Here is a 25,961-nt window from a genome sequence, read left to right on the forward strand (position 1 = left end):
CCTCCTGTTTATTTGTGTTTTTATTTTTTTGGTTAGTTGTTGTTGTGTAAACAAGGGATGTGCCAATAAATGTAAGTAGCTGATTGAAAAGGCATTGAAGTTGATGGTGTTGAGGGAATACTTGTTTTTCATGTTCGTTAACGTGACAAGTGGGTGTTCGTTATCGGACATGCTTTTGATTTTCGGGTCATTTTCAAATTATTTTTTTATTTTTGAGAATCTTATGAATTCTAAACCCTTGCCCGATATGAAAGTATTTTTTCTAATCCTCGGTCTTTTTTGCAGTAGTTACTGCTATTCCCAGGTTGACCACAGTCTGATTTACAATAATAACGGAGTAAAGCAGATGGATAAACAGGATTTTTCATTAGCCATTGAGTCTTTTTCAATGGCGATTGAGGAGGATTCCCTGAACAGTCTCTTTTTTCGGAATCGTGCTTATTGCTATTTTTATGATGAGCAATATCAAAAAGCAGAATCAGATTTTCTTCAATGTTTGTCGCTGGAAGGTGAAAAGCCTGAGTTTTATTATTACTTGGGGCTGATCCGGAGAAAAAAGGACGATAACCAAAAAGCCATTGAATACTACAGCAAAGCAATAGAATTGTCACCTCAAGGTCATGAGTATTATTTACACCGGGGCATTGCTTACATGAAAACGGGTGATTTTGATGCTGCCATAGGGGATTTTCATGTGGCAGTAAAACTTAATCCTCAACATGCGGGATCTTACTTTCATCGTGGGCAATCATACCATATGCTGCGAAATGACAGAGCTGCTTGTGTTGACTGGGAAGTTGCTGAAAATTTGGACCCTGAGTTGAAGGCCGCTCAATATGGAAATGTTTGTTCGCTTAAAAACACAGGTAGTTGGTTTGATGTTAAAGAACTAACGGATCTTGAATCTTTTCAGAAGCCGGTTTTTGACAATGTGAGTTTTAACGAATTTCACAAGTATATTGCGACAGAGGTTGATTTCCCGACTTCATTGCTCAGCAGAGGGAAATCTGTTTATTCATCCTATATGGTGCCTGTACTGCATGATGGCTCTTTGGGGGAAATAGAAGAACGATACTCCGGATCAGAGTTACTTGACAATGCTTTTAAAAAAACGGCCCTGAAAGGAGAAGGTAAGTGGACTGGGGGGACAGTAAACGGCATACCAGCTGATTTTAGATTTGTTGGACCGCTTGCTTTTTTTACCTCCGTTCAAAGAAATGAAGCGGGGAGGCTCAAAAAATTAGTTGATGAAGCTGTTCTTAACCGTGATGATGCATCTGCATTACAATACTGCAGCCAGATTTTGGAAATTCATCCTTTCGATATTGATATTCTCAGGATGCGTATTGCTTTGAACTCCAGATTGGGTAATACATCTCAGGTTGCTGCTGATCAGAAGTTGTTTAAGGAGTTGTCTGTAATGGAATTCCGATATCAGCCAGATAAAATAAATGAGGTAAAGCCCGAATTGCTTATCCTTCCGGAAGATTCCGTAACCGTTTTTTACAATAAAGAGTGGCACATTACTAAACGGGAGGAGGCTGTATATTTCCGGAAAGGGGTATGGAATAAAAATAAAAATTTCTTTGTTGGTTCAGTTTCAGACCATTTGATAATTGATAGCACGATGGTTTCAAATGTCGTGTATGGACCGGGACTGAAAAAGTCAGGGCCCTATGTTTCTTATTATCCTGATGGACAAAAACGAGCCGAGGGAGCATTTGTTGACAACATAATGCAAGGGAAATGGAGTTTTTATTCTGAAGACGGATCTCTCAGGTATGTCGTCAACTTTACCGGTGATTATTTTAAATTTGAGTTGTTGAATGATGAACAGGGGAATGATGTTTTGGAGGCTCAAAAACAGGCTTTTGACTTGAAGTTGAGTAAGTTTATTGCATTAAAAGGAGCTTTTGAAAATGGACAACGTGATAAAAACTGGGTTCTGGAGGCTAATGGTGATAAAATAATTCAGGAAAAGTATTCGGAAGGAGAATTTGTTCGAGGTTTTTATTTTAAAAATGGTGAACGGATTTCCCTGCCCTCAAGTGGATTGAAGTCTGTTGTCTTCACTCCGGTGAATATTGCAGTAACAGAGCGACTTATGTTTGACGATAGGAGTACATTTAAGGAATATCCCTTTGTCAATACCGAGAGGTTGAAATAAATCTAACGGTTTATTTTTCTTATCTTTGAAGAAATTCAAGAAAAATGTCAAAAGATTTTAAGGTGGAATTCTACGGGCACCGTAGGTTGGGTGGGCTCCGTAAACGTCTGTATATTGTATGCGGGGTAATGTTGATTTCAGTAGGATTGTTTGGGTTATTTAACCAGGATCCCTCTTCCGGACTTTTTTTGTTGTCGCTCGCATTGCTGGCAGGAGGTACAGGGAACCTTGTTTTTGCCTTATTTGATCGTCGTTTATTGAAAGAGCGAAATTATATAAGGGTGTCTACAGAAAGAGTGAAATACAAAAACTCACGACGAAAACCGAAAACCATTCGTTTAAAACATCTCTCCGACATAATTATCGATGGACAGAAAGCAGAGTTTGTTAAGGCTGATCAATCTGTCGGTATATACGATTTTACTGGTTTTCCTATTAGTGTGGGAAATGAAATTGTTTCCGTATTAAGGTCACTTTGCAACCATCAAACATCAGATGAAAAACTAGCGTGACCCCTGCCGGTTGGCAATTTTGCGGTTAAATCTTTTAGTTGTTTGCCTGCTTCTTAAACCGAATGCTTTGTTAGTTGTTTCTTTTCAAACCAACGAAGTTTCTAACGTTTTAAATAGTTTTATTATGGCATTTACACTGGAGATTGGAAATCATGCACCCGACTTTCGGCTTCCAGCCACTGATGGGAAGGATTATTCATTAAAAGATTTTTCTGATTCTCCCTGGCTTGTGGTCTTCTTTACCTGCAATCATTGTCCTTATGTGCTTGGTTCTGACGAAATCACCCGGGAAACTGCTGAAATGTATAAAAGTCATGGGGTGCGTTTTGTTGCCATCAACTCCAATAGTGAAAACACCTATCCTGAGGACGATTTTGACCATATGGTGACGCGTATGGAGGAAAATCGTTTCCCCTGGGTGTATCTTCGCGATGAAAGCCAGGATGTCGCCAGAGCCTACGGGGCTTTGCGCACACCTCATTTTTATGTGTTTGATAAGGAGCGAAAGCTTGTGTATACCGGGCGGGGAGTTGATTCTCCACGCGATGCACGAAGAATTACAGAAAATACACTGGATAAAGTGCTGGGTGCATTGACAACGGGACAGTCTTCGCCTTTTCAGGCCACCAACCCCATCGGATGTAACGTGAAGTGGGATGGGAAAGACGCTCATTGGATGCCGGCGGATGCCTGTGATTTGGTGTAATGAAACGAGCATGGAACTTTGATTTCTCAAACCTGCCACAAAAGAGTATGTATAAAAGAATCGCGAGTTCCACCAGTCCAATAACTTACATTTATTTTATACTGATGAAGGATGGGAGTTTTTATAGCGATATTGGTTATTCTTGCCTGGATCGGGCACTTGGCCTACAGTTTCCTGTTTGTTGAGTTAAGTGCATTCAATCCCTGGTTGTATGTGCATGTTTTGATTCAGGCGCATCTTTTTACCGGATTGTTTATTACCGGGCATGATGGGATGCATGGTTCTATCAAACCTTATGATAGCGTTACCAATAAGATGATTGGTACTTTTGCCAGTTTTTTGTATGCAGGACTTTCTTTCAGGCGTTTGAAAAAGAATCATCAGAAACATCACGATCATCCGGGAACTGCTGAAGATCCTGATTATTGTGAGAAGTCGCAGAACTTTTTTATTTGGTATTTTACTTTTATGTGGCGTTACGTGACCATCTGGCAAATTTTAATTATGGCCGTGATGTTTAATGTGCTTTTATTATGGTTTTCCGAAATCCGTCTGGTCGTCTTGTGGATTATTCCTGCGTTTATCTCAACCTTCCAAATGTTTTATTTCGGTGTGTATGCGCCACATCGGCAGCCTCATCGTGAAGAGATGATGCCTTATCGTTCCCGCACACTTCAACGCAATCATTTGCTGGCTTTTCTCTCCTGTTGGTTTTTTGGTTATCACTACGAACATCATCAATCACCTGGGACTCCCTGGTGGAGGCTTTATCAGAAAAAATCTATGCCTTAAGTTTGCTTTCAGTACCCTCTATCCTGAGTTATGGTTGATTACCAGTCAGCAGAAGGCAAATCCTTTACTAGCATGTTTTTTTCGGCACCTTTTTCAAAATCAACATTTTCGTCAGAGAAATCAGGTGCGACTATAGCCCCTGAATATCTTCCCATTAGCAAAAAAGGTTTTCCGGCTGCCCGATCTTTAAGTTCGACGTTTTCAAATGTCACTTCATAAACGTCATCTGCAATCATTGCTCTGGCCTCAGATTCAACATAAATGTCTTTCATTACCAGGTTTTTTACTCTGCCCAACCGAATTCCTTCTTTTGCATTTATGGCAGAAATGTTTTCCATATAAATGTTCTCAATCCATTTCTCGGGCAGACCGTTGAGGACAATTGCATTTGGAACTCCGTCAATTTTTACATTGCGAATCTCGATATTCCGGACCAGAGGGGATGGGCCAACTCCTGCTCCTGTGTAGGCAGTGTTGAAGTTGATGGCTTCGTATCTGATGTTTTTCATTTGAACATCGCTGATGATGATATTTTCAGTAATGTTCCCGCGACCACGAGCCGTCTTAAAGCGGATTCCCCGGTCACACTTTTCAAAAAGAGCATCATGTACGTAAATGTTACGAATTCCTCCGGATGTTTCGCTTCCAAAGACCACCCCACCGCTTCCTGTGCGTACATCATAAGCGTAGTAGTTGCGGATGACCACATTTTCAGTAGGGATGTTTATTTCCAGACCTTCTTCATTGAATCCTGATTTCAATACAATGGCATCGTCCCCGGTACTCAGATGATTGTATTCAAGGAGAGCATCACTAGAGGAATCCAGCACAATGCCATCTCCGTTGTGCGATTCTACACTGTTTATGGTGATGTCACGCACCACGATGTGGCTGGAATAGATCAGGTGTATGTTCCACATCGGGCTTTCACGCAGGGTTATGCCTTCAATGAAAATGTTTTTGGATTTCCAGAACACCACAAAACTGGGCCGCATCCCTTCTTTGCCCGCTCCTTTGCCGAAATTCTTGCGGCGTGACAGAGGAACCTTGGTTGCTGTTGCACGAGGCTGTACTGTTCCCCATTTTAGCCAGTGCTCTCCCTGTCCCTCCAGTATCCCTTTGCCGGTAATGGCCACATTCTCAATGTTTTTTGCATAAATAAGGGAGGAGTAATTATATGTTTCAACCCCCTCGTATCTATGTTTTACTACGGGCAGATAATCTTCTTTGTCTTCGCTGAAATATAGAGAAGCCCCTTCTTCGAGATGGAGGTTGATGTTGCTTTTCAGGTGAATCGGACCGGTAAGCCAATTTCCTCTGGGAATCAGTACTTTCCCGCCGCCGGCTGTTGTTGCTGCATCAATGGCACGGTGAATGGCGTCGGTGCTTTTATGGTTATTGTTGTTTTTTTGACGGGCTCCAAAATCTCTTATGTCAAATGTTTGATCGGGAAAGACCGGGCGCTCAAAAACCGGCATCTCAAAGGGAGCATCCACCGGAGCAATGTTACGGGGTGCTTCACTGAATTTATGGTTCTGCCCGCTGGTGATTCCACAGGAGATAAAAGACAACACCAGTGCGATTAAAAGTATCTTTTTGTTTTTTTGTCGGAGCATATTGTTCTTTGTGGTCATATCAATAAAGATTTCAAAATTGTGTACGTAAAATTAAAAGAAAAAAGAGATACAGGTTGTTCGAAGTAGGGGGAGGAATTATCAATGTTTTGAAATGCAGGTGGTTATTTTTGGATAATCTGCCGCTTTTTCTGCCATTTAATCAGGCTTTCTATTCCCGAAACCGACCCGCGTAATGATTATTTTTCCAGATAATCATGAACAGCCAGTCAGCAAGGCTTGTCTGTCATAGAATTTTAACATCCTTAACATCATACGCTTTTTTTTTGAGAGCAAATTAGGTACTTTTGGCCCTCATTGTAAACTCAATGGAGAGTTGTTTGTTTCTTCATTGAACAAAAGCTAATTCAATAAAATAAATATAATCATGGACAAGAAGACCATACTTATTATCCTCGATGGGTGGGGATACGGAAAAAAAGATAAATCGGATGTGATTCATACTGCCGGGGCTCCTTATTTCGAAAGCCTCGTGAAGAAATATCCCAATGCACAGCTTCAGGCTTCAGGTGAAAATGTTGGTTTGCCTGACGGACAAATGGGGAATTCAGAGGTGGGACACCTCAATATTGGTGCAGGCCGTGTGGTTTATCAGGATCTTGTTAAAATCAATCTTGCCATAAAAGACAATAGCATTGCCGAAAATCCCGAGCTGGTGAAAGCTTTTAACTATGCAAAGGAGAACAATAAACAGGTGCATTTTCTCGGGTTGGTTTCCAAAGGTGGGGTACATAGCAGCCAGGAACATCTTTACAAACTGACTGATGTGGCAAAAGATTTTGGCCTTGAAAAGGTTTTTGTTCACGCTTTTATGGATGGTCGTGATACCGACCCCAAGAGTGGAAAAGGATATATGAGCGAATTGCTCGATCATCTCAAAACATCCGCAGGTAAAGTGGCTTCTGTAATTGGTCGTTATTACGCCATGGATCGTGACAAGCGGTGGGAACGCATCAAAGATGCTTATGACCTGATGGTCAACGGAACCGGAAAAGGCACCAGTGACTTGCTTTCAGCTATTCAGGAGTCGTATGACAATGATGTTACGGATGAATTTATTAAGCCCATTGTCAATGTTGATGAAAACGGCAAGCCTGTTGGAACCATTCAGGAGGATGATGTGGTTGTATTCTTCAACTTCCGGAACGACCGTGCCCGCGAAATCACTCAGGTACTTACACAGCAGGATATGCCCGAGTATGAGATGAAAACCATTCCGCTTCACTATTGCACATTGACTCCTTATGATACTACATTTAAAGGAATGCATATCCTTTTTGATAAAGACAATGTGAAAAATACCATGGGTGAGGTGGTTGCCAAAAACGGACTGAAGCAACTGCGTATTGCAGAAACGGAGAAATATGCTCACGTAACTTTCTTCTTCTCCGGTGGTCGTGAAGAGGTGTTTGAGGGAGAAGACCGTATCCTGATTAATTCGCCTAAAGTGGCCACCTACGACCTTCAGCCCGAAATGAGCGCATACGAAGTGAAAGATGCTATTGTGGGAGAATTAAATAAAAAGAAATATGACTTTGTTTGTTTGAACTTTGCCAATGGTGACATGGTTGGGCATACCGGAGTTTATGACGCCATTGAAAAAGCAGTGAAAGCTGTTGATTCATGTCTGGAAGATGTGGTTGAAGCAGCCAAAAAGAATGGATATGAGGCCATCATTATTGCCGATCACGGAAATGCCGATAATGCGGTGAATCCTGATGGATCTCCTAACACTGCCCACTCTCTGAACCCTGTTCCTTTTATCTGGGTAACCGACCGAAAGGGGGAAGTAGAAGATGGGATCCTGGCCGATGTGGCTCCGTCATTGCTCAGCCTGATGGGGGTAGAACAGCCTGAAGATATGACCGGCCATAGTCTTATTTCGGTAGAATAATTTAGTTTGCAATTAACATTCCGGTGGCATTGATTACCGGATTTGATATTACAAGGACGGTATCCCCTGGGTGCTGTCCTTTTTTTGGGAAAATATCACAGATGTAAAAATTATTGTTGATAATCAGCAAAAGCAAAAAGTATGAGAATAGAAAACGATGTGAAGCTGGGATTTAAGGACGTTATGTTTCGTCCGAAAAGATCTACTTTATCGAGCAGAGCCCAGGTGGATGTGGAACGTACCTTTAAGTTCCTGCACACAGATATCGAATGGACCGGAGTGCCCGTGATGGCTGCCAATATGGATACCGTAGGCACTTTTGAGATGGCAAAGGTACTCGCCGGGAAAAAGATGTTTACTGCCATTCACAAGCACTACTCTACGGCGGAATGGAAACATTTTCTTGACGGAGCTCCCGATGGAATTGAAAATTTCATTGCAGTAAGTACGGGAACTGGCAGTAAGGATCTTGTCACGGTGGAGGAGATCATCAACAATCATCCACATCTGAAATTTATTTGCATTGATGTGGCCAATGGTTATTCGGAACATTTTGTTGCTTTTGTTAAGAAAGCCCGGAAAAAATTCCCGGACAAAGTGATTATGGCCGGAAATGTAGTTACCGGTGAAATGGTGGAAGAGTTATTACTGGCAGGGGCGGATATTGTAAAGGTAGGTATCGGGCCCGGGTCTGTTTGTACAACCCGTGTTAAAACAGGTGTGGGCTACCCACAGTTGTCTGCAATTATTGAGTGTGCAGATGCAGCTCATGGTATAGGTGGTCAAATTATTAGTGACGGGGGATGTTCCACTCCCGGTGATGTGTCCAAAGCATTTGGTGCAGGAGCTGACTTTGTGATGCTGGGAGGAATGCTTGCCGGCCACGACGAGAGCGGAGGCGAATTGGTCGAAAGAGATGGGAAAAAATTCCGGCAGTTTTATGGAATGAGTTCATCCACCGCAATGGAAAAGCATGCAGGCGGGGTTGCAGAATACAGGGCCAGTGAAGGAAAAACAGTGGAGGTTGATTATCGGGGGCCAGTGGAGCAAACTGTTCAGGATATCCTGGGTGGGGTGCGGAGTACCTGCACTTATGTTGGTGCTGCACGCCTGAAAGAGTTGACCAAGCGGACTACTTTTATTCGTGTAGCTGAACAGGAAAACCGCGTTTACAACGATTAATGAAAAATGCTCCGGGTGAATGGCAGAGGTGATTTTATGTCTTGATTGATTGTAATTTAGTCTGATAAAGTAGGAGGGTATTGATAAATATTTAACTTTGCAGCCTTAAAGCAATTAATGTTTAGCGTAATAGATAAATGGTTCAAATAGACGATAAAATTATTAGTCTGGACGTTTTTAAGGAGCATTTTTTGTGCGACTTACCTAAATGTCTTGGCAGTTGTTGTGTGGAAGGAGAGTCTGGTGCTCCCCTCGAAGAGGAGGAGACAAAGGTGTTGGATGAAATATATCCCAAAATCAAAACATTGCTTTCTCCTGAAGCCGTTGAAATCATTGAGAAAAACGGTACCTGGGAAACAGATTCCGACGGAGATAAGGTGACCCCCATAATCCACGGCCGGGAGTGCGTTTATACTTATTTTGACGGGGAAGGGGTATGTAAGTGTGCCATTGAAAAAGCTTATGATGAAGGAACGGTGGACTTTAAGAAACCTGTTTCCTGTCATTTATATCCCATTCGGGTGGATAAATACCCCAATTACGAAGCACTGAATTATCATGTATGGCCGGTTTGCAATCCTGCTCGTGAATTAGGAAAGCAGGTTGGCCTGCCGGTTTTTCGCTTTCTTAAAGATCCTATTATCCGAAAATACGGGAAACGGTTCTATGAAGAGATGGAAGATGTAGCTGAAGAGCTGGAAAAGATGGAGGCCGCAAAAACAGAACAGTCAGAATAGATTCGAACAGGATATATCAGAGAGGTCGTTGCAGGAGAGGAATTTTTTTCCCTCTGATGCAGTGACCTTTTTTATTGCTCTGAGATAATGAATTTTTGGGAGATGCCTGCCATATTGCTGGTCTCGAGTTTTAGGATGTAAACCCCGGTTCTGAACCCGGTCAGGTTTATCTCATGGTTCATAGATGGGGCCAGATTGTTTTTATAAAATATCAGTTTCCCGGATATCTCAAAGATCTTCATGTTCAGGTTTGTCGGGGAGTTAAAAACCAAATAATTGTTTGAAATACAGATGTTGTATAGATTATGCAGTTCTTTCAGAGAGGTGTCATCCCTGATATTGAGTTCTGCTGCAATCTGATTAACCCATAGAGCATACTGCCCGCTGCTTGGATGGAGCCCATCGCTGGCTACCAGGTTAGGTTCTGCCAGTCCCCGGCGCGAAATGGGTGTGATGTTGTGGTAAGTAACTCCGTAACGGTCTGTAATATTTTTATTGACGGCATTAAATTGATCAATCTGCCTGCTGATGGTAGCCGATCCGTTTCCAAATGGAGTGTATGCATAATCCGGTATAGAGACAACCATTACATTGGATTTATTATTACCTGCAAGTTCGATTGCTGTTTGCAAAAGCTCTTCAAATTCTGTGGAATAGGTAGAAATGCTTCCCCCCTGATATTGATTGTTCACTCCTATTAATAAAGATACAAGGTTGTAGTCTGATTGTAGATTTGCATTGACAATAGCGTTTTTCAAATTATCAGTTCTCCATCCGGTTTGGGCAATAATCCTGACTTCCTCTGTTGCAATGCCATGTGATTGCAATAAATTGGCCAATTGAACGGGCCATCTTTCACTCTCAGGAACGCTTTGGCCAATGGTGTAGGAATCTCCCAGTGCCAAAAATCTTAAAGGTTCATTTCTGTTGATCTCCTGACTGAAGGACGCCAGAGTAAACAGCAGGCCCATGATGATAAAAGTGTTTATTTTAGTATTCATGGTTTTTGATCCGGAGGTGAATAACTAATGGACTTGTACTGTCCAGATATTAAACACGCTGAAATGAACTTTTGTTTTGCGCAATGCATCTGGTGTAAAGAATCTTAATATCCCGAACTGATTTTTGGGCTGTTTTCATTTTTTCTTCGTTAATCTTTTTCGCCGTAGGTGTGGCTATGGTTGTAAAGATTGTCTTGAAAAAAGAAAAACTTCATAAAAAGTTTTAGTTCGTTCTATTAAAACTCTTTACACTATTGAATTTGAAGAAGATTGCATTCCGCTTCGTTCCTACATATCCTGAAAAGGCCTGTCATTGGTGATGTAGTAAAGCAATCTCAATTTTTGAGCTGAATTATTCAAGTTAGGTCATCTTTAAAAATTATCGGGGGAGAAAGGACATTTTATAAAAAACAGAATTAAATTTGTCTCGCTAAAATTCAGTTTAATTTTTGTTTTATAAAAAAAGATAGAATGGGACGCGCATTTGAATACCGTAAAGCCAGAAAACTTAAGAGATGGGGTAATATGGCCAAGACTTTTACTAAAATTGGCCGGGAAATAGCCATTGCAGTTAAAAGCGGAGGCCCTGATCCTGCATCCAATCCACGGCTACGTGTGCTTATTCAAAATGCGAAGGCTGCCAATATGCCCAAGGACAATGTTGAACGTGCCATAAAAAAAGCCTCCGGAAAAGATCAGGCCGATTATAAGGAGGTGGTCTATGAAGGCTATGCTCCTCATGGCATCGCAGTGCTGGTAGAGACCGCTACTGATAATCCCACACGTACAGTCGCCAATGTGCGCAGCTACTTTAACAAGGCCGGAGGCTCTCTGGGTACTTCAGGAAGCGTGGATTATATGTTTGAGCATAAGTGTAGTTTCAAAGTAAAAATGAAAGAGGAGATTGATCTGGAAGAACTGGAACTGGAGTTGATTGATTCAGGTGTTCAGGAGATTTTTGCAGAAGATGAATTTATTATGATTTATGGCGATTTTGAGGCTTTTGGACCACTTCAGAAGTGTTTGGAAGAGAACGGTTTTGATATAGAAAATGCAGAGTTCGAGCGAATTCCGCAGGAAACACGGCCATTAAGTGAAGAACAAAGTGCAGACATCGAAAAATTACTGGCCCGTTTTGAGGAAGATGATGATGTGACCAATGTTTTTCATAATATGGGATAGATTTTTCTATACAGATATGAATTAAAAAAAAAGACCGGAAGCAATTGCAACCGGTCTTTTTTTTACTTAGTCTCTGTCCATAAACTAAGCGTTTTTGACGTGTTTGAAATAGAAAGTTCAAATTCAAGGCGTGTGAAAAATCTAAACCGCAGAATACTAAAGTATTTGAGGATTTAGATTTTGAGCAACAACGCAGAAGTTGGACTTTATAGACAAGCACTATTTAGTTACCGTCGAGGTGATTTCTTTTAACCCTTCCGAGATTCCGTTAAAAATTTCTTCTGCCTTTGGAGTCACTTTCGCACCGGCCTCTTTATAATTGCTCCAGGCAACATACGTTTTCCCATCTTCCTTTTCATATACAGCCACCCTGCATGGGAGTAATGTTTGTGATTTGCGGGATTCGTCATCTTTCAGTAAGGCATAAGCAAATTCTGCATTGCAAAGAACCAGAATAGTGGAGGGCAATACATTTTTGTCTTTCTTTTTCAGGATGGCCTGCATATCGTGTTCTGCAGGAATGGCCCATCCTTTTTCTGCAGCTTTCTCTTTCAATGCATTCACCGTTTCCTGAAAGTTCATTTTGCTCTCTTTCTCAAATACTGCCTTTTGAGCCATGCTTGTGCTTATGGTTATGGCAAAAAGCAGGAGTAAAAAAAGTAGTTTTTTCATGATATCATTCTTTGGGGTTAATAATTTACATTGAAACATTTAGATGTTTCGGAATGTTCAATCCTTAAAGTGATTTGCCTTGATGGGGCTTGTTGAATTAAGCTCAAACGCTAGCCTGGTTTATTCAATAGCTTTCGTAATAGATAATTTATGAAACGAAGTTCGACGAAGTCAATAATCCAGTCTTCCAAAAAGCCAGGCTTTTTCCTTTTAAAGGAATACATAAGTTGTTGTGTTCTTTTAAGGTCGAAGGTCTTTAAGCAATAGCCTGGGGCGTCGCTCCAGGCTATTTCTATCAGGCTTTCAGCCTGTTTCCATCTTACCTGTCTTGTGTATAAGGTAGGCGAAAAATTTTGTTCTCTGTTCGTCAGTTCTGGAGAATTAAATTATATGTCAGGAAATGATAAACTTGATATCCCTCATTCCTATTTGATTGTATTTTCCTTAATTTCGATGCTGGAAAGATGTCCCGAACTATTTTTATTCTTCCGGGTTATGCTTTTTATGGATATTTGATGATAACAAACAAAATATTAATAATATGCAAGACATTAAACAATACATTGAGGATAATAAAGATCGTTTTCTGGAGGAGTTGTTTGAGCTTATCCGAATACCATCTATAAGTAGTGATTCTTCGCGAAGGGAAGATATGCGTAAAGCTTCAGATAAATGGAGGCAGATCTTGCTGGATGCCGGGGCGGACAGGGCAGAGGTGATGGAAACCAAAGGACATCCTGTTGTTTTTGGCGAAAAGATGGTGGATAAAGATGCACCCACCGTTTTAGTTTACGGACATACTGACGTGATGCCTGTTGATCCTGTTGAGCTTTGGAATACAGACCCGTTTGAGCCGGTAATTAAAGATGGAAAAATATGGGCCAGAGGTGCCGACGATGATAAGGGACAGGCTTTTATGCACGCTAAGGCTTTTGAGTATTTGGTGACAACAAACCAATTGGAGTGCAATGTGAAATTTCTGATTGAAGGTGAAGAGGAGATTGGTTCTGAGAACCTGCCGGAATTTTGCGAAAATAATAAAGATTTATTGAAAGCAGATGTGATTTTGGTTTCGGATACCTCTATGCTGGCTCCTGACACCCCTTCCATTACTACCGGACTCAGGGGGCTTGCTTATTGGCAGGTTGATGTGACCGGATCCAACAGGGATCTGCATTCGGGAATTTTTGGAGGAGCTGTTGCCAATCCAATTAATGTATTGTCCCAGATGATTGGAGGTTTGTTAGATGAAAATGGAAAAGTAACTGTTCCGGGGTTTTATGATGATGTATTAGAGGTGAGTGCGGAAGAAAGAGAACTTATGGGAAAGGCACCTTACGATGAAGAGAATTATAAAAAAGCTATTGGTGTTGATGCACTTCAGGGAGAGGGTGGTTTTACCACTCCCGAGCGAACCGGGATTCGTCCGTCTTTTGATGTGTGTGGAATCTGGGGAGGCTACACAGGAGAAGGAGCTAAGACCGTTCTGCCCTCGGAGGTTCATGCAAAAATATCATCGCGACTGGTTCCCAATCAGGATCATCATAAAATAGCTGCTCAGTTTAAAGCGTATTTTGAATCTATTGCCCCCGATTCAGTGAAAGTGGAGGTTTCTGTGTTGCATGGTGGGCAAGCGTATGTTTGTCCGATAGATATTCCGGCTTACCGCGCTGCTGAAAAGGCTTATCACGAAACCTATGGTAAAAGACCTGTTCCTGTTCGAAGTGGTGGTTCTATTCCGATTATTTCAACTTTTGAGCAAATCTTAGGAATTAAATCGGTGCTAATGGGGTTCGGATTGGAAAGTGATGCGATTCATAGTCCAAACGAAAATTACCCGTTGGGGCAATTTTTTAAGGGCATTGAGACCATTCCTTATTTTTATAAATACTTTTCTTCGGAAACGAAGTGATTTTTTGGAATATCCGCTTGCGGAGGGCATCTGTTTTTTCAGATGCCCTCTTTTTTTTGGGGTGCTCCTGATGTAAGCGACTTTACAGGGACTTGTGTTGGAAGGGATTGGTTTTCGGCTTTGCTGAAAAACCGCACCCTCCAACATAAGTAAAGCTTGTAAAACAGAGTCATTGGTAGCAAAGCGGAGCATTCTCTTTTCACAAAAAGGAGTGTTGTCTGTTTAGAATCTGGTTTTTTACAAAAAACACTTGTTCGGCATCAAAAAGAAGGGGTTTTGCCAGATAATTTGATAAAAAAACAACAATAACCCCAAAAAAATGCATGTGTAATTAAAAAATGTAATATATTTGCAGTAGTTAACTCGAAAATATTAGTTATGGCAAAATTGAGATTTATTGCATTGGAGGAGCTTCTGAACAGGGAGCCTAGAAAGAGTGAGGGTACAAAGATGCCTTCGTCTGATTATTATGGTGAGATGGTATTCGATCGTCCAAAAATGAAGAAGTACCTTTCTCCCGAAGCCTTTGTCCATGTGATGGAGGCCATTGAAAAAGGAAGCCGTATAGATCGCAAAATGGCTGATCAGATTGCTTTGGGTATGAAAGCCTGGGCGATGGAAAACGGAGCAAGCCATTATACGCACTGGTTTCATCCACTCACAGACGGAACTGCCGAAAAACATGATGCTTTTCTGACATTTGGTGAATTCGGTACCATGGTGGAAAGTTTCTCCGGCTCTTTGTTGGTACAGCAGGAGCCCGATGCATCGAGTTTCCCATCTGGAGGTATCCGCAATACTTTTGAGGCCCGTGGTTATACAGCCTGGGATGTTTCATCACCGGCTTTTATTATCGGATCAACATTGTGTATCCCTACCATTTTTGTCTCCTACACCGGTCATGCACTCGATTATAAATTCCCTTTGCTGAAAGCATTGCATGCGGTTGATAAAGCAGCAGTGGAGGTTTGTCAGTATTTCGATAAAAATGTGACTAAGGTAAATAGTAATCTTGGTTGGGAGCAGGAATACTTTCTGATTGATGAGGCACTTTATCATGCCCGTCCGGATCTAATGCTTACCGGGCGAACTTTGATGGGGCACTCTTCTGCCAAAGATCAGCAGTTGGATGACCATTATTTTGGATCCATTCCCACCAGGGTGATTGCCTTTATGGAAGATTTTGAGAAAGAAGCTTACCGGCTTGGTATTCCTGTGAAAACCCGTCATAACGAGGTGGCTCCCAATCAATTTGAAGTTGCTCCTATTTTCGAGGAAACCAACCTGGCCAACGATCACAACCAGTTGATTATGGATGTGATGAAGCGGGTGGCTCGTCAGCATAAGTTTAGAATTCTTTTTCATGAAAAGCCATTTAAGGGGGTTAACGGCTCAGGAAAACACAATAACTGGTCACTGAGTACCAATACCGGAGTTAATCTTTTGTCGCCTGGTAAAAACCCAAAAGGAAACCTTCAGTTTCTTACATTCCTGGTGAATGTTTTGAAAGCTGTTCATGACAATCAGGATATCCTGCTTGGAAGTATTATGTCAGCCAGCAATGCTCATCGTTTGGGAGCCAATGAGGCACCACCTTCAATTATTTCTATTTTTCTGGGAAGTCAGATCTCGGCCATGCTTGACGAGTTGGAAACCAGGGTTCCTGATAAGAAAATGACTCCTGATGAGAAGACAGCACTGAAGCTGGATATTGGTAAGATTCCCGAAATTCTTCTGGACAACACCGATCGTAACCGTACTTCTCCGTTTGCCTTTACCGGCAATCGTTTCGAGTTCCGGGCAGTGGGTTCTGCAGCCAATTGTGCCTCTTCTATGATTTCACTAAACACAGCTATGGCCTGTCAGTTGAAACAGTTTAAAAAAGAGGTGGATGCCCTTATCGACAAGGGAGTGAAGAAAGATGAGGCTATTTTCCAGATGATTAAGGAATATATTAAGCAGTCAAAAAATATCCGTTTCGACGGTGACGGTTATTCCCAAGACTGGGTAGAAGAAGCGGCTCGTCGCGGATTGTCAAATATTTCAAGTGTTCCGAAAGCCATCAAAACTTATTTGTCTCCAAAATCAAAGAAACTATTTGTGGAGAACGGAGTGTTTACTGATGTGGAGATTGAAGCCCGTACCGAGGTGGAGATGGAAAAGTTTACAAAAAAGATTCAGATCGAATCACGTGTGTTGGGAGATCTTGCACTGAATCATATTGTACCTACGGCCGTTCAGTACATGAATACGCTGATTGAAAATGTTCAGGGGCTGAAAGATGTGTTTGGCGAGAACTCCGATTATCAGGACCTTGCTGGTGACCGTCTGGATCTGATTAAAAAGATTTCATTCCACATTAAGAACATTAAGAACAAGACTCATGATATGGTAGAGGCACGAAAAGTTGCCAATAAGGTCGAGGATATGTCCGAAATGGCGGAGATGTATGAACAAAAAGTATTTCCATACCTGGATGACATTCGATACCATATTGACAAGCTTGAATTGACTGTTGATAATGCTATATGGCCCCTGCCAAAATACAGGGAGCTATTATTTGCCCGTTAACGAACGGGGGAGGTTTTGACTCGGGAGTGTCTGTTCTTTTTGAGCAGGCACTCTTTTGCTTTAAACAGTTATTGACTTTTTCATTCAAACTTCATAATTTGCATCCCTGTTAGCCGGAAAGGGCCCCGGCTGCAATCCTTAAATTCTAACTCAACTCTTCGTTATGTCAGAAATTTCCAATAATCCGGAGGTTTTCTCCATTTATCTTATCTTAAAGAAGGACTACAGTACCTCTACTTCTCCGTAGTTGTGGAAAATAGCATCATTGCATATTTTCTTTTTGCAAATCCTGTTGTCCGGAAAGACTATTATTTTGAAAGAAGATTGTTTTCACTTCTTTCTTGTTGATCGCAATTGGCTGTCTTGAAGTTATTTATGAGGGTTGATGGGAGTTGTTTTCGACTTTGCCGAAAATCAACCCTCACAAACACTCATGTCCTGCAAAGGGCCGTCATTGGTAAAGTGGTGAAGCAATCTCAACTTATTGACCGGCCTCAACTGTTTTGCAAACTGAAAGTTTTTACCAAAGGATATGATCCTACCTAAATTTATGTCCTGCAAAAAGAAAAGAATTGAAATTCTCCCTTGCTAATGCAATATCAATCCTTTGTTTGTTTCTTCAGATTTAACAATAACTCTAAACTCAAATTCAATGAATTCATCAGAACTTAACAACGTCCAGGTGGATGTAATCGTGGACGGTCAAAAATGTGACTACACCGAAATGAAACTTCATCAGACCATGAGCGGACATCATATTTTTACCGTTGTGGTTAATTACCGCCCCGGTAAACCTGCCGTTTGGACAGAAACCCCCGAAACAATATACGACCAGTTGGGTAAAAATATCGGAATACGGATGAAACACCGTGAAAGTGGCGAGTCCAACGATTTTCGCGGTATCATAACGGATATAGAGGTGGTGGGGCAGGACGGCGATCAGGGCGAAGTGGTATTAAAAGGCGGAAGTCCTACTCTTTTGCTCGACAGAGACCCCTCCATGGCGGTTTTTATTGACAATACACTGGCAGGAATCATTAGTGAAACCATAGATGGCTATGGCCTTAACTTTGAATTGGAGAATAAACCTAAATTCGAAACGACGATTCCTTATGTGGCACGATACCGTGAAACCGGCTTTGCTTTTCTTTCACGCCTGGCAGCCTCCTGTGGCGACTGGTTTTATTATGATGGAAAAAAATTGATTGCCGGAAATCCCAAAAAGGATGAGACCAGTCGCGTGGCCTACGATGTGGAAATAAAATCCATAAACATTAGTGCCGGAATTAACAATTTGAATACCGAGATTTATGATTACAATGCAGTAGAGAATGATTATTTCGAGGATGCACCCACCCAGCCAATCGAAGGGGTGAACAGTTATATGGAAGTGGCTAAAGGAAAGTCGAAATCAATCTACAAAACCACTTGTAAACTGCCCATGAACAGGGCCATTCTCGATGAGAAAGATATTATGCGGCAAATGAAAATGCATCACAGCCGCAGTGCTTCTAAACTTTCTGATGTTAAGGCAGAAGCCAAAACCTGCGCCATTCGTCTGGGAGAGTTGGTGTCTGTGCGACTTCCCGAATCGCATCAGAAAGATGTGGGCCCCGATCTGGGACGATACCGCATTGTTGAAGTAATGCACGAGGTGAATCGCGCAGGCATCTATTCCAATACTTTCCGCGGGGTGGCAGGAGGGACCGAAATGTTGCCCGATGATCATATTAAAACCCCCACTGCCTTTCCTGAACCGGCTACGGTTACCGACAATGCCGACCCGCTGAACATGGGGCGTGTAAAGGTGCGTTACTTCTGGCAGGACGAAGGCGAGAGTACCAACTGGATGCGCCTGCAAGGGCAAAGTGCCGGCAGCAGCGATGTGTTAAAAAAGAACCGTGGTCTGTTGTTCATTCCCGAAATAGACGACCAGGTGATGGTGGCTTTCGAACAGGGCAACCCCGACCGTCCATACGTTACGGGCAGCCTTTTTCATCGCGACAATGGCGGTGGAGCCGCTACCGATAACAACATCAAGTCCATCACCACCCGCAGCGGCCACACCATCGAGTTTGATGATACCGAAGGGGAGGAGAAAATCCACATTCGCGACAATGGCGGTTCGGTGATTACTTTCGATACGAAGGAGAAATCGCTGTTTATATCTTCAAATGAGGACTTGAATCTGAGTGCAAAAAATATAAACATAGCAGCCGAGGAGAATATTAGCATCGGAGCCAAGAAGGATATAAGTATTTCAGCAGAGGGGAATATGCAAGCCCTATCAAAAGGAGATATGGCTATCCAAAGCGATGGTGACACTTCTGTTAGCAGTCAGGGAAATCTGGAAATGGAAGCAACATCAGATGCAACCCTGAGTGGTTTAAAAGCTTTAATTAAAGGTGAGACGAATGCCGAATTGAACGCTGCCCAGATCAAGGTGGCAGGAAGTGCCATGGCTGAGTTTTCCGGAAGTATTGTTAAACTGAATTAAAAAAGGACATCATGCCAGGACCAGCAGCAACAATTGGCAGCATGCATGTCTGCCCCATGTTAAATCCCGGAGTTCCACCGCCACCGCATGTGGGTGGACCTGTCATGGGCCCGGGAGTACCAACAGTCTTAATCGGAGGAAAACCAGCCGCAGTAATGGGGGACACGTGCACATGTGCCGGCCCCCCCGACACTATTGTGCAGGGCGAATCAACCGTTTTGATCGGCGGAAAGCCTGCCGCTACCGTGGGGAGCATGACAGCCCACGGCGGCTCGGTTACGGTTGGAGATCCCACCGTTTTGATCGGTACGGGTGTAAGTGCCCCCGCGGCTATCTCACCGGTCAAAAGAATACCCTTTCCTGACATTTCACCTGTTTTAAGGGCTGCTGCAGCTGTTACAGGACGCGGATCAAGCCTTAAAGAAGCCGAAAGAAACCAAAAGAAGCTGAAGGAGCAGGCCCGGGAAATGGAGGAACAGGAAAAAGAACCACGGATTTACAATTTGAAATGGTGTTATGATGAAGCGGGAACAACCGATGCGCAGTTCAAAAGCATGCTAAAGCTTACAGCGGAGGTTTCCGGTATTGACGATGGTGAAGAACTTTCCTTCTCAGTGTTTTTTAAAGATGAAAAAGAGGATGTCTTTATCGCTGAGGTTAAAGGCAAAGTAAAGGATAGTGAAGCTTGTGCTGAGTGGGAGTTTAAGAAAGAAGACCTGCCTGAAGCGGAACAGAACGCTACCGATGTTGAAGAACTGTTTTTTGGAAACTATTATTTTACTGTGAGTTATGAGTAAAAAGCGTGCTGTTAACGATACTGAACGTCCCGAGGTTGCTCTTTGTGAAGATTGTGTATTTATTCATCCATTGAGGTATGGGTTGGTAAGAAAAACGATTTATACAGGATTTGCAAAGAAGTTTTTCCCGTTGCCGGAATCCAATAGTAAAGCCAAGGTTTTAGATGTGGAAAATGCACCCCATATTTCCGAAAAATCGACCACTCAGAGGCAATTACTAAAGGAGACTGTTAGTCAGGGAACAGCAAAGCAATCAACAACCCGCATGGTAACAAATCTGGAACTTCCCTATAGCTGCCATACTAAAAGTCCTGAACAAGAAGATGTTTGGGCTGAGGAAGTTGAAGAGCCCTTAAAGCCCGACAGGTATGGCTATGAATTTGCTGCACTCCCTTTGCGTGATGGATGGTTATATACATTCGAGAGTGAAAAGAAAGTGGTTAAAGAATATGAAATATCTTCAGCCAATGGTGTAATTCATTGCAAATTGAACAGATTTAACAAAAATGGCGAAAAAAACGTGCAATCTGCTCCTCGTTTTCAAAAATCGTTCAAAGGAATACCTGTTGCCCGCGATATGAAACAATTGCAACTTAATTTTTGCGAAACACAATGGGATGAAAACCTTTTAGAAGATATCGTAAATGGGAATAACAAGGACATTCTTAGCAACTTTCAGTCGTTTAGCGTAGAAGACTGGGTGGCTCAGGGGCAAGATCAACAAGGTGTGTTTTCACGCGATGACATTCAGCAGTATTATGTCCCCAACTACACCGATACGGTAGGCTTTGAGGATATTTACAAGGAAAGGCTTGCTGATTCGGTTGACCCTGTTAATCACCCTTTTGTTTGTGTGCACGACCGCTGGGGAGCTGCATCAGATATTTGCGAAGACATTGCCAGATTGGAAACACTGCATGAGGCAATCACCCAGTCTTCTAAGACAGGCATTGCTGTTGACGTATTACAAAAAGCGCTACTTGACGACCCCATTAAAGGCGTTGCTAATGCTAAAGAAAAATATCAGGAGAACGGAGAGGATATTTCGTTTGATGATTTTGAAAAACAATATTTACTGGCAGCCAGTACCTATAACTCAATTGAACTGGAATTGGCACGACTCAATAAACAACAAAGCGGAGCAGCAGGAGTAATTGAAGAATTGAAGAAGCAATCGGAAAAAGTTGACTGGTCAATTATTTACCGCATATTGAATATTAAGGAACGTCAAAACATGCGTGTAAATACCAACAACACGCGCACAAGTTTGATGGCTTTTATTGAATCTGATTATTACAACGACAGCTTTAAAGAAGTTCCGGATGGTTTTGCCGATAAGCTTTGCGAGAGTAAAAATATTCTTATTGCTCATGACCAGTTTCTAATACGCGAACCGGGAGCGCGTGATGTGGATATTATCAGCGACTATGAGAAGCGGCTGGATTTAAGCTCGTTTTACGAAAATAAGCTGGCCGAAGACTCTGAGTATTCCAAATTAATGACAAAAGCTGTTAATGTGGGGGAAGGGGTGCTGAATAAAGCTGATGGCGCAATTCAGGTGCTTAATATTCTTGATACATACGTTGGCTATTTTGATGGCGAAAAGCAAATTAAAATCCTTACAAAATACTTAAACAGTGTGAGTTTTCGTGAGTTGGATTTTGATGTGCAGGTGTCGAAAATTAGTGACATTCTGGAATATGCGGAAGAGATAAGTTTGGAAGAGCGGGGAAGAACCCAATTAAAAGGTAGAAACCAAATCACCCGTGCAGTTTACGACCATTTAGAGTCCGGCAGTTCCATGCCCCATATCCGTATTAGGCCAAGAGCCAATAATGCCGTAAAGGTAACTCAGAAATGGTTGAAAGGAATGAAATTGGAGGAGCTGGGTATGGGATTATCCGTCTTCAATTTAATTACCGGGTTGCGTGGTGTTCAGGACGACGACAGCCGGAGCAATATGCAGAAGGCCATATCGGTAGGTGCAGCCTCTTTTGCCGCCACACAGAGCATCATGGCATACCTTGCAGCACGCGATGCTCTTGCTAAAAAGTTAATTGGGAGGACTGTTTCAAAGACTTTGGTGAAAAAAATGGGCGTAATTGCCGACGGATTGTGCATCATTGAATCGGTTTTGAATGTCCGCCAGGCCTTTCTGGTAAGAAATAATATGCAGGCCTATGCTTACATGGGGGCTACAGCAGTATCGGTTGCAAGCCTGGTGTTTACAATAAAAGGAACCATTACGGTAAGTGCGGCTATTGGCACCGGTACAGGAGGTGTCGGTCTGGTGGTGCTAAAGGCAATCTGGCCATTGCTCATTTTGGCTGCATTAGCCATATTTTTTGTCTGGTGGGCTACTTCACTTGCATTTACACCCCTGGTTAAATTTTATGCCAATTACCTTTTTAATAAAAAAGGCATTGCTGAACTAAAACGATATGCCGAAGTAAACTTTTTAAAAAGTACGCATGGTGAAATTATGCGGCTGTTGCATACACATAAAGACATCATTATCAACAAAGAGTTTAAGCGATGGCGCAACTACAACACCTTGCTTCTCGAATTTGAAAGCCTCTATCCAATGATTGGGGTTAGGGTTGAATCTGACGATTTACGAAGAAGTTGGGAAGTCCTGAAAGTATCGGGATTTCTCTCCATGAATTCTGCTTTTAAAGAAACATGCTTTCACCGGATTAACACCATTAGTTTTGAATGTCAGCTGCTGCAAATAAGTGCACAGCAAAATGTTGAATACGGCCTGCTTTCATGCTCCGGGGAGAGAAACGGAGCTGAGAAAAAAATGGTAGAGTTTATTCATTTTGATGGTCTAGAGGTTGATAGTAGCACTTTGAAATGTAATATTGAATTCGACTTAAGATCCATAGAAGCGAGTAAATTTTACGAGCAGGGTTATTTTTATATTCGCCTGGTTTTAAATGAACAACAAAAAGTTTACTGGCCCAATGAAATGAGCGGTAATCCCCGGTATTTTTTCATTAAAACAGAACTGAAAGAGGTGATAATGACACGTGACCAAAGATCAGCAAATAATTCAAGAGAAACCCGGGATCATAACATTAATTTATGTAAAAAACTTTTAGGAAATAAGAGTTGGATTGACTATAAAACTGAAAAAACTTTGATGGATGCATACAACTTTAAAAAGTACAATGAGTCTGAGTATCCGACAAATCTTTCCCGTACAATAGTGAAACTAAATCTAAATTGAAATGAATTTTATCAGAAAAATTCTTGGCTTAGGTTCTAAGGAACCGGTAAATGTAGGACCAGGAAAAAAAAATCCCCAAATCAGAGTTATTGAAGACTTAAATCCGACATTAACAGATGAAGACATACTGCCGGTTTTAATTTCATCCAAAACGCAGGAATTTGATTTAGGTAATGAGATTACCTCTTTATTTCATGAACGAGAAGGCAATTATGCCAAAGTAGTTATGGCTCATGTTTTATTAGATAAGAATTGTATTAATAAAAATGGTGAGTCTGAATTATTGCATATTTCAACCAGAAATAAAGACAAGGTGTATTATCATATGCTACTTGAAATCGGACAACGAAACTTCGATAATTTTGAGGTGCCTTTTGAGTTTTGGAATCCTACCGATAAGAATTTAGAGTATAAAGTTCTGTCTTGTAAAATGTCGTTTTTCGCCTCGCAAAAAATTATGAGTAAAAAACACATGCTCGAAGCGCATAAACTACTAAATGCTGATGAGCTTTTGGTATCTATTCCTAGAAGAGAACTCATTTTTGTTTGTGATAAAAATGTTGGAAAAGACCACTATACCCATTTCCTAAATATGCACAGCTATTTTGTTTTACAAGAAAATGAAGAATTGGAATTTTTATGCGAGGATATTTTTGTTGTTAAGAATGGAGAAATATATGCTGTATTAGAAATTACTCAACTATCAGAAATCTTAATTAATAAAAACCGCCAATATCAGGGATAAGAAATTATACAGCTATATCGAAACATGGTTTAATAATGATAGAATATCAACCCCTGGATTCGCCAATTGAAAATGTTATAGAATACGATATTAATGGACCAGGATAGAGAGTGGGTGTTCTGTTAACGCCATAAATTAACAGGGGACGGTTTAGAAGGCCCAAATATGATTGGTGCCTGTCAATTACAATTGATAAGACCCGATAAGGCAGGATCTATCTTGTTTTTTCCTTTTGGAGCCATGGATTGTTATCAGGAATTATCCATTATCACCTGGTACATGGATAAAAATCGTCCTTTGCCTCCGCACAAAGATTTTGATCCATACCGCGAAAAGGATTTTCAGCGTCGCAAGAAGAAAAAATTCCCGAAACCGTTGTATAAAAGTCGTATTCCTACACCGGAGACCACGCCTGAACAGCAGGCCGAACGGGAGAAGTACTGGCGGGGGTGATCTTTTGGTGCCATTGGTGGTTTTGCCACCGTCGGAATATGTATTTGGGATGCCGTTGATGCTTTTAACCAGGGGGATTTTGATGCCGGTATTGCCTGGTTTGGTGCGGGGGTATCCTACGGGGTAGCAACCGTTATGACCACTTTTTGTTCCGGAATGGCGATGGCCGTTCCGGTTGGTTTATATTTTGTGGCTTTAATCATCTCATCACAATCAGTCATGAATCGAAGATCGACGAAGTCAATAAAGGAGGATTAAACTTTTCGGTTTTATATTTCAATTATTTTTTCTTATTTTGATGTAATTCTGTATAACTTTATTTACCGTGAATTATCGGGACACAGATTAAGTTGTTGACAGAGAGAAAAGTACTTTGTTAAACGAAATATATATGAGCAGAATCGAAGAATCAGAATTAATCATAAATCCGGATGGCTCCGTTTTTCATTTACATATTAAGCCTGGTGAACTGGCAAATAATATAATTCTTGTGGGAGATCCGGGACGGGTGGAAACCGTGGCTTCATTCTTTGACAAAACCGATTTCCATAGTGTTAACAGAGAGTTTGTATCGCAAACAGGGACATATAAAGGATTGCCTGTAACGGTTTTATCCACAGGGATTGGTACGGATAATATTGATATTGTACTGAATGAACTGGATGCGTTGGTGAATATTGATTTTGAAAGCCGCACTATTAAAGAAGAAAAAACTTCTCTTAATATTGTCCGCATTGGGACTTCCGGCTCTCTTCAAAAAGATTTACCGGTGGATAGTTGGTTGCTGAGTCGTAAAGCCATTGGTTTTGATGGGTTACTTAATTTTTATGACGGATGCGAAGGGATTTGCAACCTTGGTTTCGAACAAAAGCTGATGGAAGAAACCGGGTGGTCCGACAGGCTGACAAAGCCTTATGTGGTAGAGGCTTCCGAAAAGCTGTTTAACCTTTTGGACGCTCCAAACGTTTATAAAGGGGTGACTATCTCTGCTCCCGGGTTTTACGGACCTCAGGGAAGGGTTTTGAGATTGCCGTTGAAGGATGCTCAAATAAATGATAAATTGTCTGCTTTCAGGTATGAAGACGAGCGCATTACCAATTATGAGATGGAATGTTCAGCAATTTATGGTTTGTCAAAACTAATGGGGCATAATGCAGCTACTGTTTGTGCAATAATTGCCAATCGGAAAGCTGGAGCATACAGTAAAGACTATAAACCAGTTATAAAATCACTGATCCAGTATGTGCTGGACAGGTTGGCGCATTAAGGGTTTTA

19 protein-coding genes are annotated in these 25,961 nt (G+C 41.7%); 16 read left to right on the forward strand and 3 right to left on the reverse strand.

The window, feature by feature from the left end; all coding sequences use genetic code 11:
• Positions 1–247 precede the first annotated feature (247 nt).
• The 4 genes from W7W_RS0117580 to W7W_RS0117595 all read left to right on the forward strand — a co-directional run bounded on the left by W7W_RS0117580 (position 248) and on the right by W7W_RS0117595 (position 4,177).
• Positions 248–2,167: a tetratricopeptide repeat protein gene (locus tag W7W_RS0117580; RefSeq protein ID WP_157202505.1), complete on the forward strand. Its 1,920-nt coding sequence runs from the start codon at positions 248–250 to the stop codon at positions 2,165–2,167.
• Positions 2,168–2,211: 44 nt separating this feature from the next.
• Entirely contained in the window at positions 2,212–2,679 is a 468-nt protein-coding gene (locus W7W_RS0117585) for a hypothetical protein (RefSeq protein WP_010664979.1), read from the forward strand.
• Positions 2,680–2,803: 124 nt separating this feature from the next.
• The gene (locus W7W_RS0117590; RefSeq protein ID WP_025007162.1) at positions 2,804–3,385 is read left to right on the forward strand and encodes a thioredoxin family protein; all 582 of its coding nucleotides are present in this window, start codon (positions 2,804–2,806) and stop codon (positions 3,383–3,385) included.
• Positions 3,386–3,496: 111 nt separating this feature from the next.
• Positions 3,497–4,177 (forward strand): fatty acid desaturase, encoded by a 681-nt coding sequence (locus tag W7W_RS0117595; protein ID WP_010664981.1) that lies wholly within the window; start codon positions 3,497–3,499, stop codon positions 4,175–4,177.
• A gap of 38 nt (positions 4,178–4,215) precedes the next feature.
• On the opposite strand, the gene W7W_RS0117600 is transcribed toward W7W_RS0117595, so the two are convergent.
• On the reverse strand, positions 4,216–5,811 hold the full coding sequence (locus W7W_RS0117600; protein ID WP_010664982.1) for a glycoside hydrolase family 28 protein: 1,596 nt from the start codon (positions 5,809–5,811) through the stop codon (positions 4,216–4,218).
• Between the two features lie 367 nt (positions 5,812–6,178).
• Between W7W_RS0117600 and gpmI the strand changes: the two genes are divergently transcribed.
• From gpmI to W7W_RS0117620, 3 genes are all read left to right on the forward strand, one after another.
• Positions 6,179–7,705: a 2,3-bisphosphoglycerate-independent phosphoglycerate mutase gene (gene gpmI, locus W7W_RS0117605; protein ID WP_010664983.1), complete on the forward strand. Its 1,527-nt coding sequence runs from the start codon at positions 6,179–6,181 to the stop codon at positions 7,703–7,705.
• A gap of 141 nt (positions 7,706–7,846) precedes the next feature.
• Positions 7,847–8,887, forward strand: a complete 1,041-nt coding sequence (locus W7W_RS0117615) for a GMP reductase (protein ID WP_010664984.1) — start codon at positions 7,847–7,849, stop codon at positions 8,885–8,887.
• 137 nt (positions 8,888–9,024) lie between these two features.
• Positions 9,025–9,624: a DUF3109 family protein gene (locus W7W_RS0117620; protein WP_029510661.1), complete on the forward strand. Its 600-nt coding sequence runs from the start codon at positions 9,025–9,027 to the stop codon at positions 9,622–9,624.
• A gap of 71 nt (positions 9,625–9,695) precedes the next feature.
• On the opposite strand, the gene W7W_RS22465 is transcribed toward W7W_RS0117620, so the two are convergent.
• A complete protein-coding gene (locus W7W_RS22465; protein ID WP_010664986.1) occupies positions 9,696–10,625 on the reverse strand; it encodes a GDSL-type esterase/lipase family protein in 930 nt (309 codons plus the stop codon).
• Between the two features lie 471 nt (positions 10,626–11,096).
• Between W7W_RS22465 and W7W_RS0117630 the strand changes: the two genes are divergently transcribed.
• Positions 11,097–11,807: a YebC/PmpR family DNA-binding transcriptional regulator gene (locus W7W_RS0117630; RefSeq protein WP_010664987.1), complete on the forward strand. Its 711-nt coding sequence runs from the start codon at positions 11,097–11,099 to the stop codon at positions 11,805–11,807.
• Between the two features lie 219 nt (positions 11,808–12,026).
• Here W7W_RS0117630 and W7W_RS0117635 read toward each other — a convergent pair whose 3' ends face one another.
• Entirely contained in the window at positions 12,027–12,479 is a 453-nt protein-coding gene (locus W7W_RS0117635) for a DUF302 domain-containing protein (RefSeq protein ID WP_010664988.1), read from the reverse strand.
• A 541-nt stretch (positions 12,480–13,020) separates the two neighbouring features.
• Between W7W_RS0117635 and W7W_RS0117640 the strand changes: the two genes are divergently transcribed.
• The 8 genes from W7W_RS0117640 to W7W_RS0117685 all read left to right on the forward strand — a co-directional run bounded on the left by W7W_RS0117640 (position 13,021) and on the right by W7W_RS0117685 (position 25,953).
• Positions 13,021–14,391 (forward strand): dipeptidase, encoded by a 1,371-nt coding sequence (locus W7W_RS0117640; RefSeq protein ID WP_010664989.1) that lies wholly within the window; start codon positions 13,021–13,023, stop codon positions 14,389–14,391.
• A gap of 378 nt (positions 14,392–14,769) precedes the next feature.
• Positions 14,770–16,962 (forward strand): glutamine synthetase III family protein, encoded by a 2,193-nt coding sequence (locus tag W7W_RS0117650; RefSeq protein ID WP_010664990.1) that lies wholly within the window; start codon positions 14,770–14,772, stop codon positions 16,960–16,962.
• A 652-nt stretch (positions 16,963–17,614) separates the two neighbouring features.
• Complete coding sequence (locus tag W7W_RS0117655) at positions 17,615–19,459, forward strand: type VI secretion system Vgr family protein (protein ID WP_010664991.1); 1,845 nt, start codon at positions 17,615–17,617, stop codon at positions 19,457–19,459.
• An 11-nt stretch (positions 19,460–19,470) separates the two neighbouring features.
• Entirely contained in the window at positions 19,471–20,256 is a 786-nt protein-coding gene (locus W7W_RS23300; RefSeq protein ID WP_010664992.1) for a PAAR domain-containing protein, read from the forward strand.
• Positions 20,249–23,488 carry a toxin VasX gene (locus W7W_RS0117665; RefSeq protein WP_010664993.1) on the forward strand — a complete coding sequence of 1,080 codons (3,240 nt, stop codon included), beginning with the start codon at positions 20,249–20,251 and terminating at the stop codon, positions 23,486–23,488. Before W7W_RS23300 ends, W7W_RS0117665 begins: the two co-directional genes overlap by 8 nt.
• Before the next feature lies 1 nt (position 23,489).
• The gene (locus W7W_RS0117670; RefSeq protein WP_010664994.1) at positions 23,490–24,233 is read left to right on the forward strand and encodes a hypothetical protein; all 744 of its coding nucleotides are present in this window, start codon (positions 23,490–23,492) and stop codon (positions 24,231–24,233) included.
• Positions 24,234–24,398: 165 nt separating this feature from the next.
• Positions 24,399–24,686: a hypothetical protein gene (locus W7W_RS0117675; protein WP_010664995.1), complete on the forward strand. Its 288-nt coding sequence runs from the start codon at positions 24,399–24,401 to the stop codon at positions 24,684–24,686.
• 391 nt (positions 24,687–25,077) lie between these two features.
• Positions 25,078–25,953, forward strand: coding sequence for a nucleoside phosphorylase (locus W7W_RS0117685; RefSeq protein ID WP_010664996.1), 876 nt, complete (start codon positions 25,078–25,080; stop codon positions 25,951–25,953).
• Positions 25,954–25,961: the final 8 nt, after the last annotated feature.

This window comes from Marinilabilia salmonicolor JCM 21150, from assembly GCF_000259075.1.
In the GTDB taxonomy this organism is placed as follows: domain Bacteria; phylum Bacteroidota; class Bacteroidia; order Bacteroidales; family Marinilabiliaceae; genus Marinilabilia; species Marinilabilia salmonicolor.

Excerpts from the sequence above, each read along its gene's own strand:
- W7W_RS0117670 (WP_010664994.1), top strand. The coding sequence starts at position 23,490 with ATGAATTTTATCAGAAAAATTCTTGGCTTAGGTTCTAAGGAACCGGTA.
- gpmI (WP_010664983.1), top strand. The coding sequence starts at position 6,179 with ATGGACAAGAAGACCATACTTATTATCCTCGATGGGTGGGGATACGGA.
- W7W_RS0117635 (WP_010664988.1), bottom strand. The coding sequence starts at position 12,479 with ATGAAAAAACTACTTTTTTTACTCCTGCTTTTTGCCATAACCATAAGC.
- W7W_RS0117640 (WP_010664989.1), top strand. The coding sequence starts at position 13,021 with ATGCAAGACATTAAACAATACATTGAGGATAATAAAGATCGTTTTCTG.
- W7W_RS0117675 (WP_010664995.1), top strand. The coding sequence starts at position 24,399 with ATGATTGGTGCCTGTCAATTACAATTGATAAGACCCGATAAGGCAGGA.
- W7W_RS22465 (WP_010664986.1), bottom strand. The coding sequence starts at position 10,625 with ATGAATACTAAAATAAACACTTTTATCATCATGGGCCTGCTGTTTACT.
- W7W_RS0117650 (WP_010664990.1), top strand. The coding sequence starts at position 14,770 with ATGGCAAAATTGAGATTTATTGCATTGGAGGAGCTTCTGAACAGGGAG.
- W7W_RS0117585 (WP_010664979.1), top strand. The coding sequence starts at position 2,212 with ATGTCAAAAGATTTTAAGGTGGAATTCTACGGGCACCGTAGGTTGGGT.
- W7W_RS23300 (WP_010664992.1), top strand. The coding sequence starts at position 19,471 with ATGCCAGGACCAGCAGCAACAATTGGCAGCATGCATGTCTGCCCCATG.
- W7W_RS0117630 (WP_010664987.1), top strand. The coding sequence starts at position 11,097 with ATGGGACGCGCATTTGAATACCGTAAAGCCAGAAAACTTAAGAGATGG.
- W7W_RS0117615 (WP_010664984.1), top strand. The coding sequence starts at position 7,847 with ATGAGAATAGAAAACGATGTGAAGCTGGGATTTAAGGACGTTATGTTT.
- W7W_RS0117620 (WP_029510661.1), top strand. The coding sequence starts at position 9,025 with ATGGTTCAAATAGACGATAAAATTATTAGTCTGGACGTTTTTAAGGAG.
- W7W_RS0117580 (WP_157202505.1), top strand. The coding sequence starts at position 248 with ATGAAAGTATTTTTTCTAATCCTCGGTCTTTTTTGCAGTAGTTACTGC.
- W7W_RS0117685 (WP_010664996.1), top strand. The coding sequence starts at position 25,078 with ATGAGCAGAATCGAAGAATCAGAATTAATCATAAATCCGGATGGCTCC.
- W7W_RS0117595 (WP_010664981.1), top strand. The coding sequence starts at position 3,497 with ATGGGAGTTTTTATAGCGATATTGGTTATTCTTGCCTGGATCGGGCAC.
- W7W_RS0117590 (WP_025007162.1), top strand. The coding sequence starts at position 2,804 with ATGGCATTTACACTGGAGATTGGAAATCATGCACCCGACTTTCGGCTT.
- W7W_RS0117600 (WP_010664982.1), bottom strand. The coding sequence starts at position 5,811 with ATGACCACAAAGAACAATATGCTCCGACAAAAAAACAAAAAGATACTT.
- W7W_RS0117655 (WP_010664991.1), top strand. The coding sequence starts at position 17,615 with ATGAATTCATCAGAACTTAACAACGTCCAGGTGGATGTAATCGTGGAC.
- W7W_RS0117665 (WP_010664993.1), top strand. The coding sequence starts at position 20,249 with ATGAGTAAAAAGCGTGCTGTTAACGATACTGAACGTCCCGAGGTTGCT.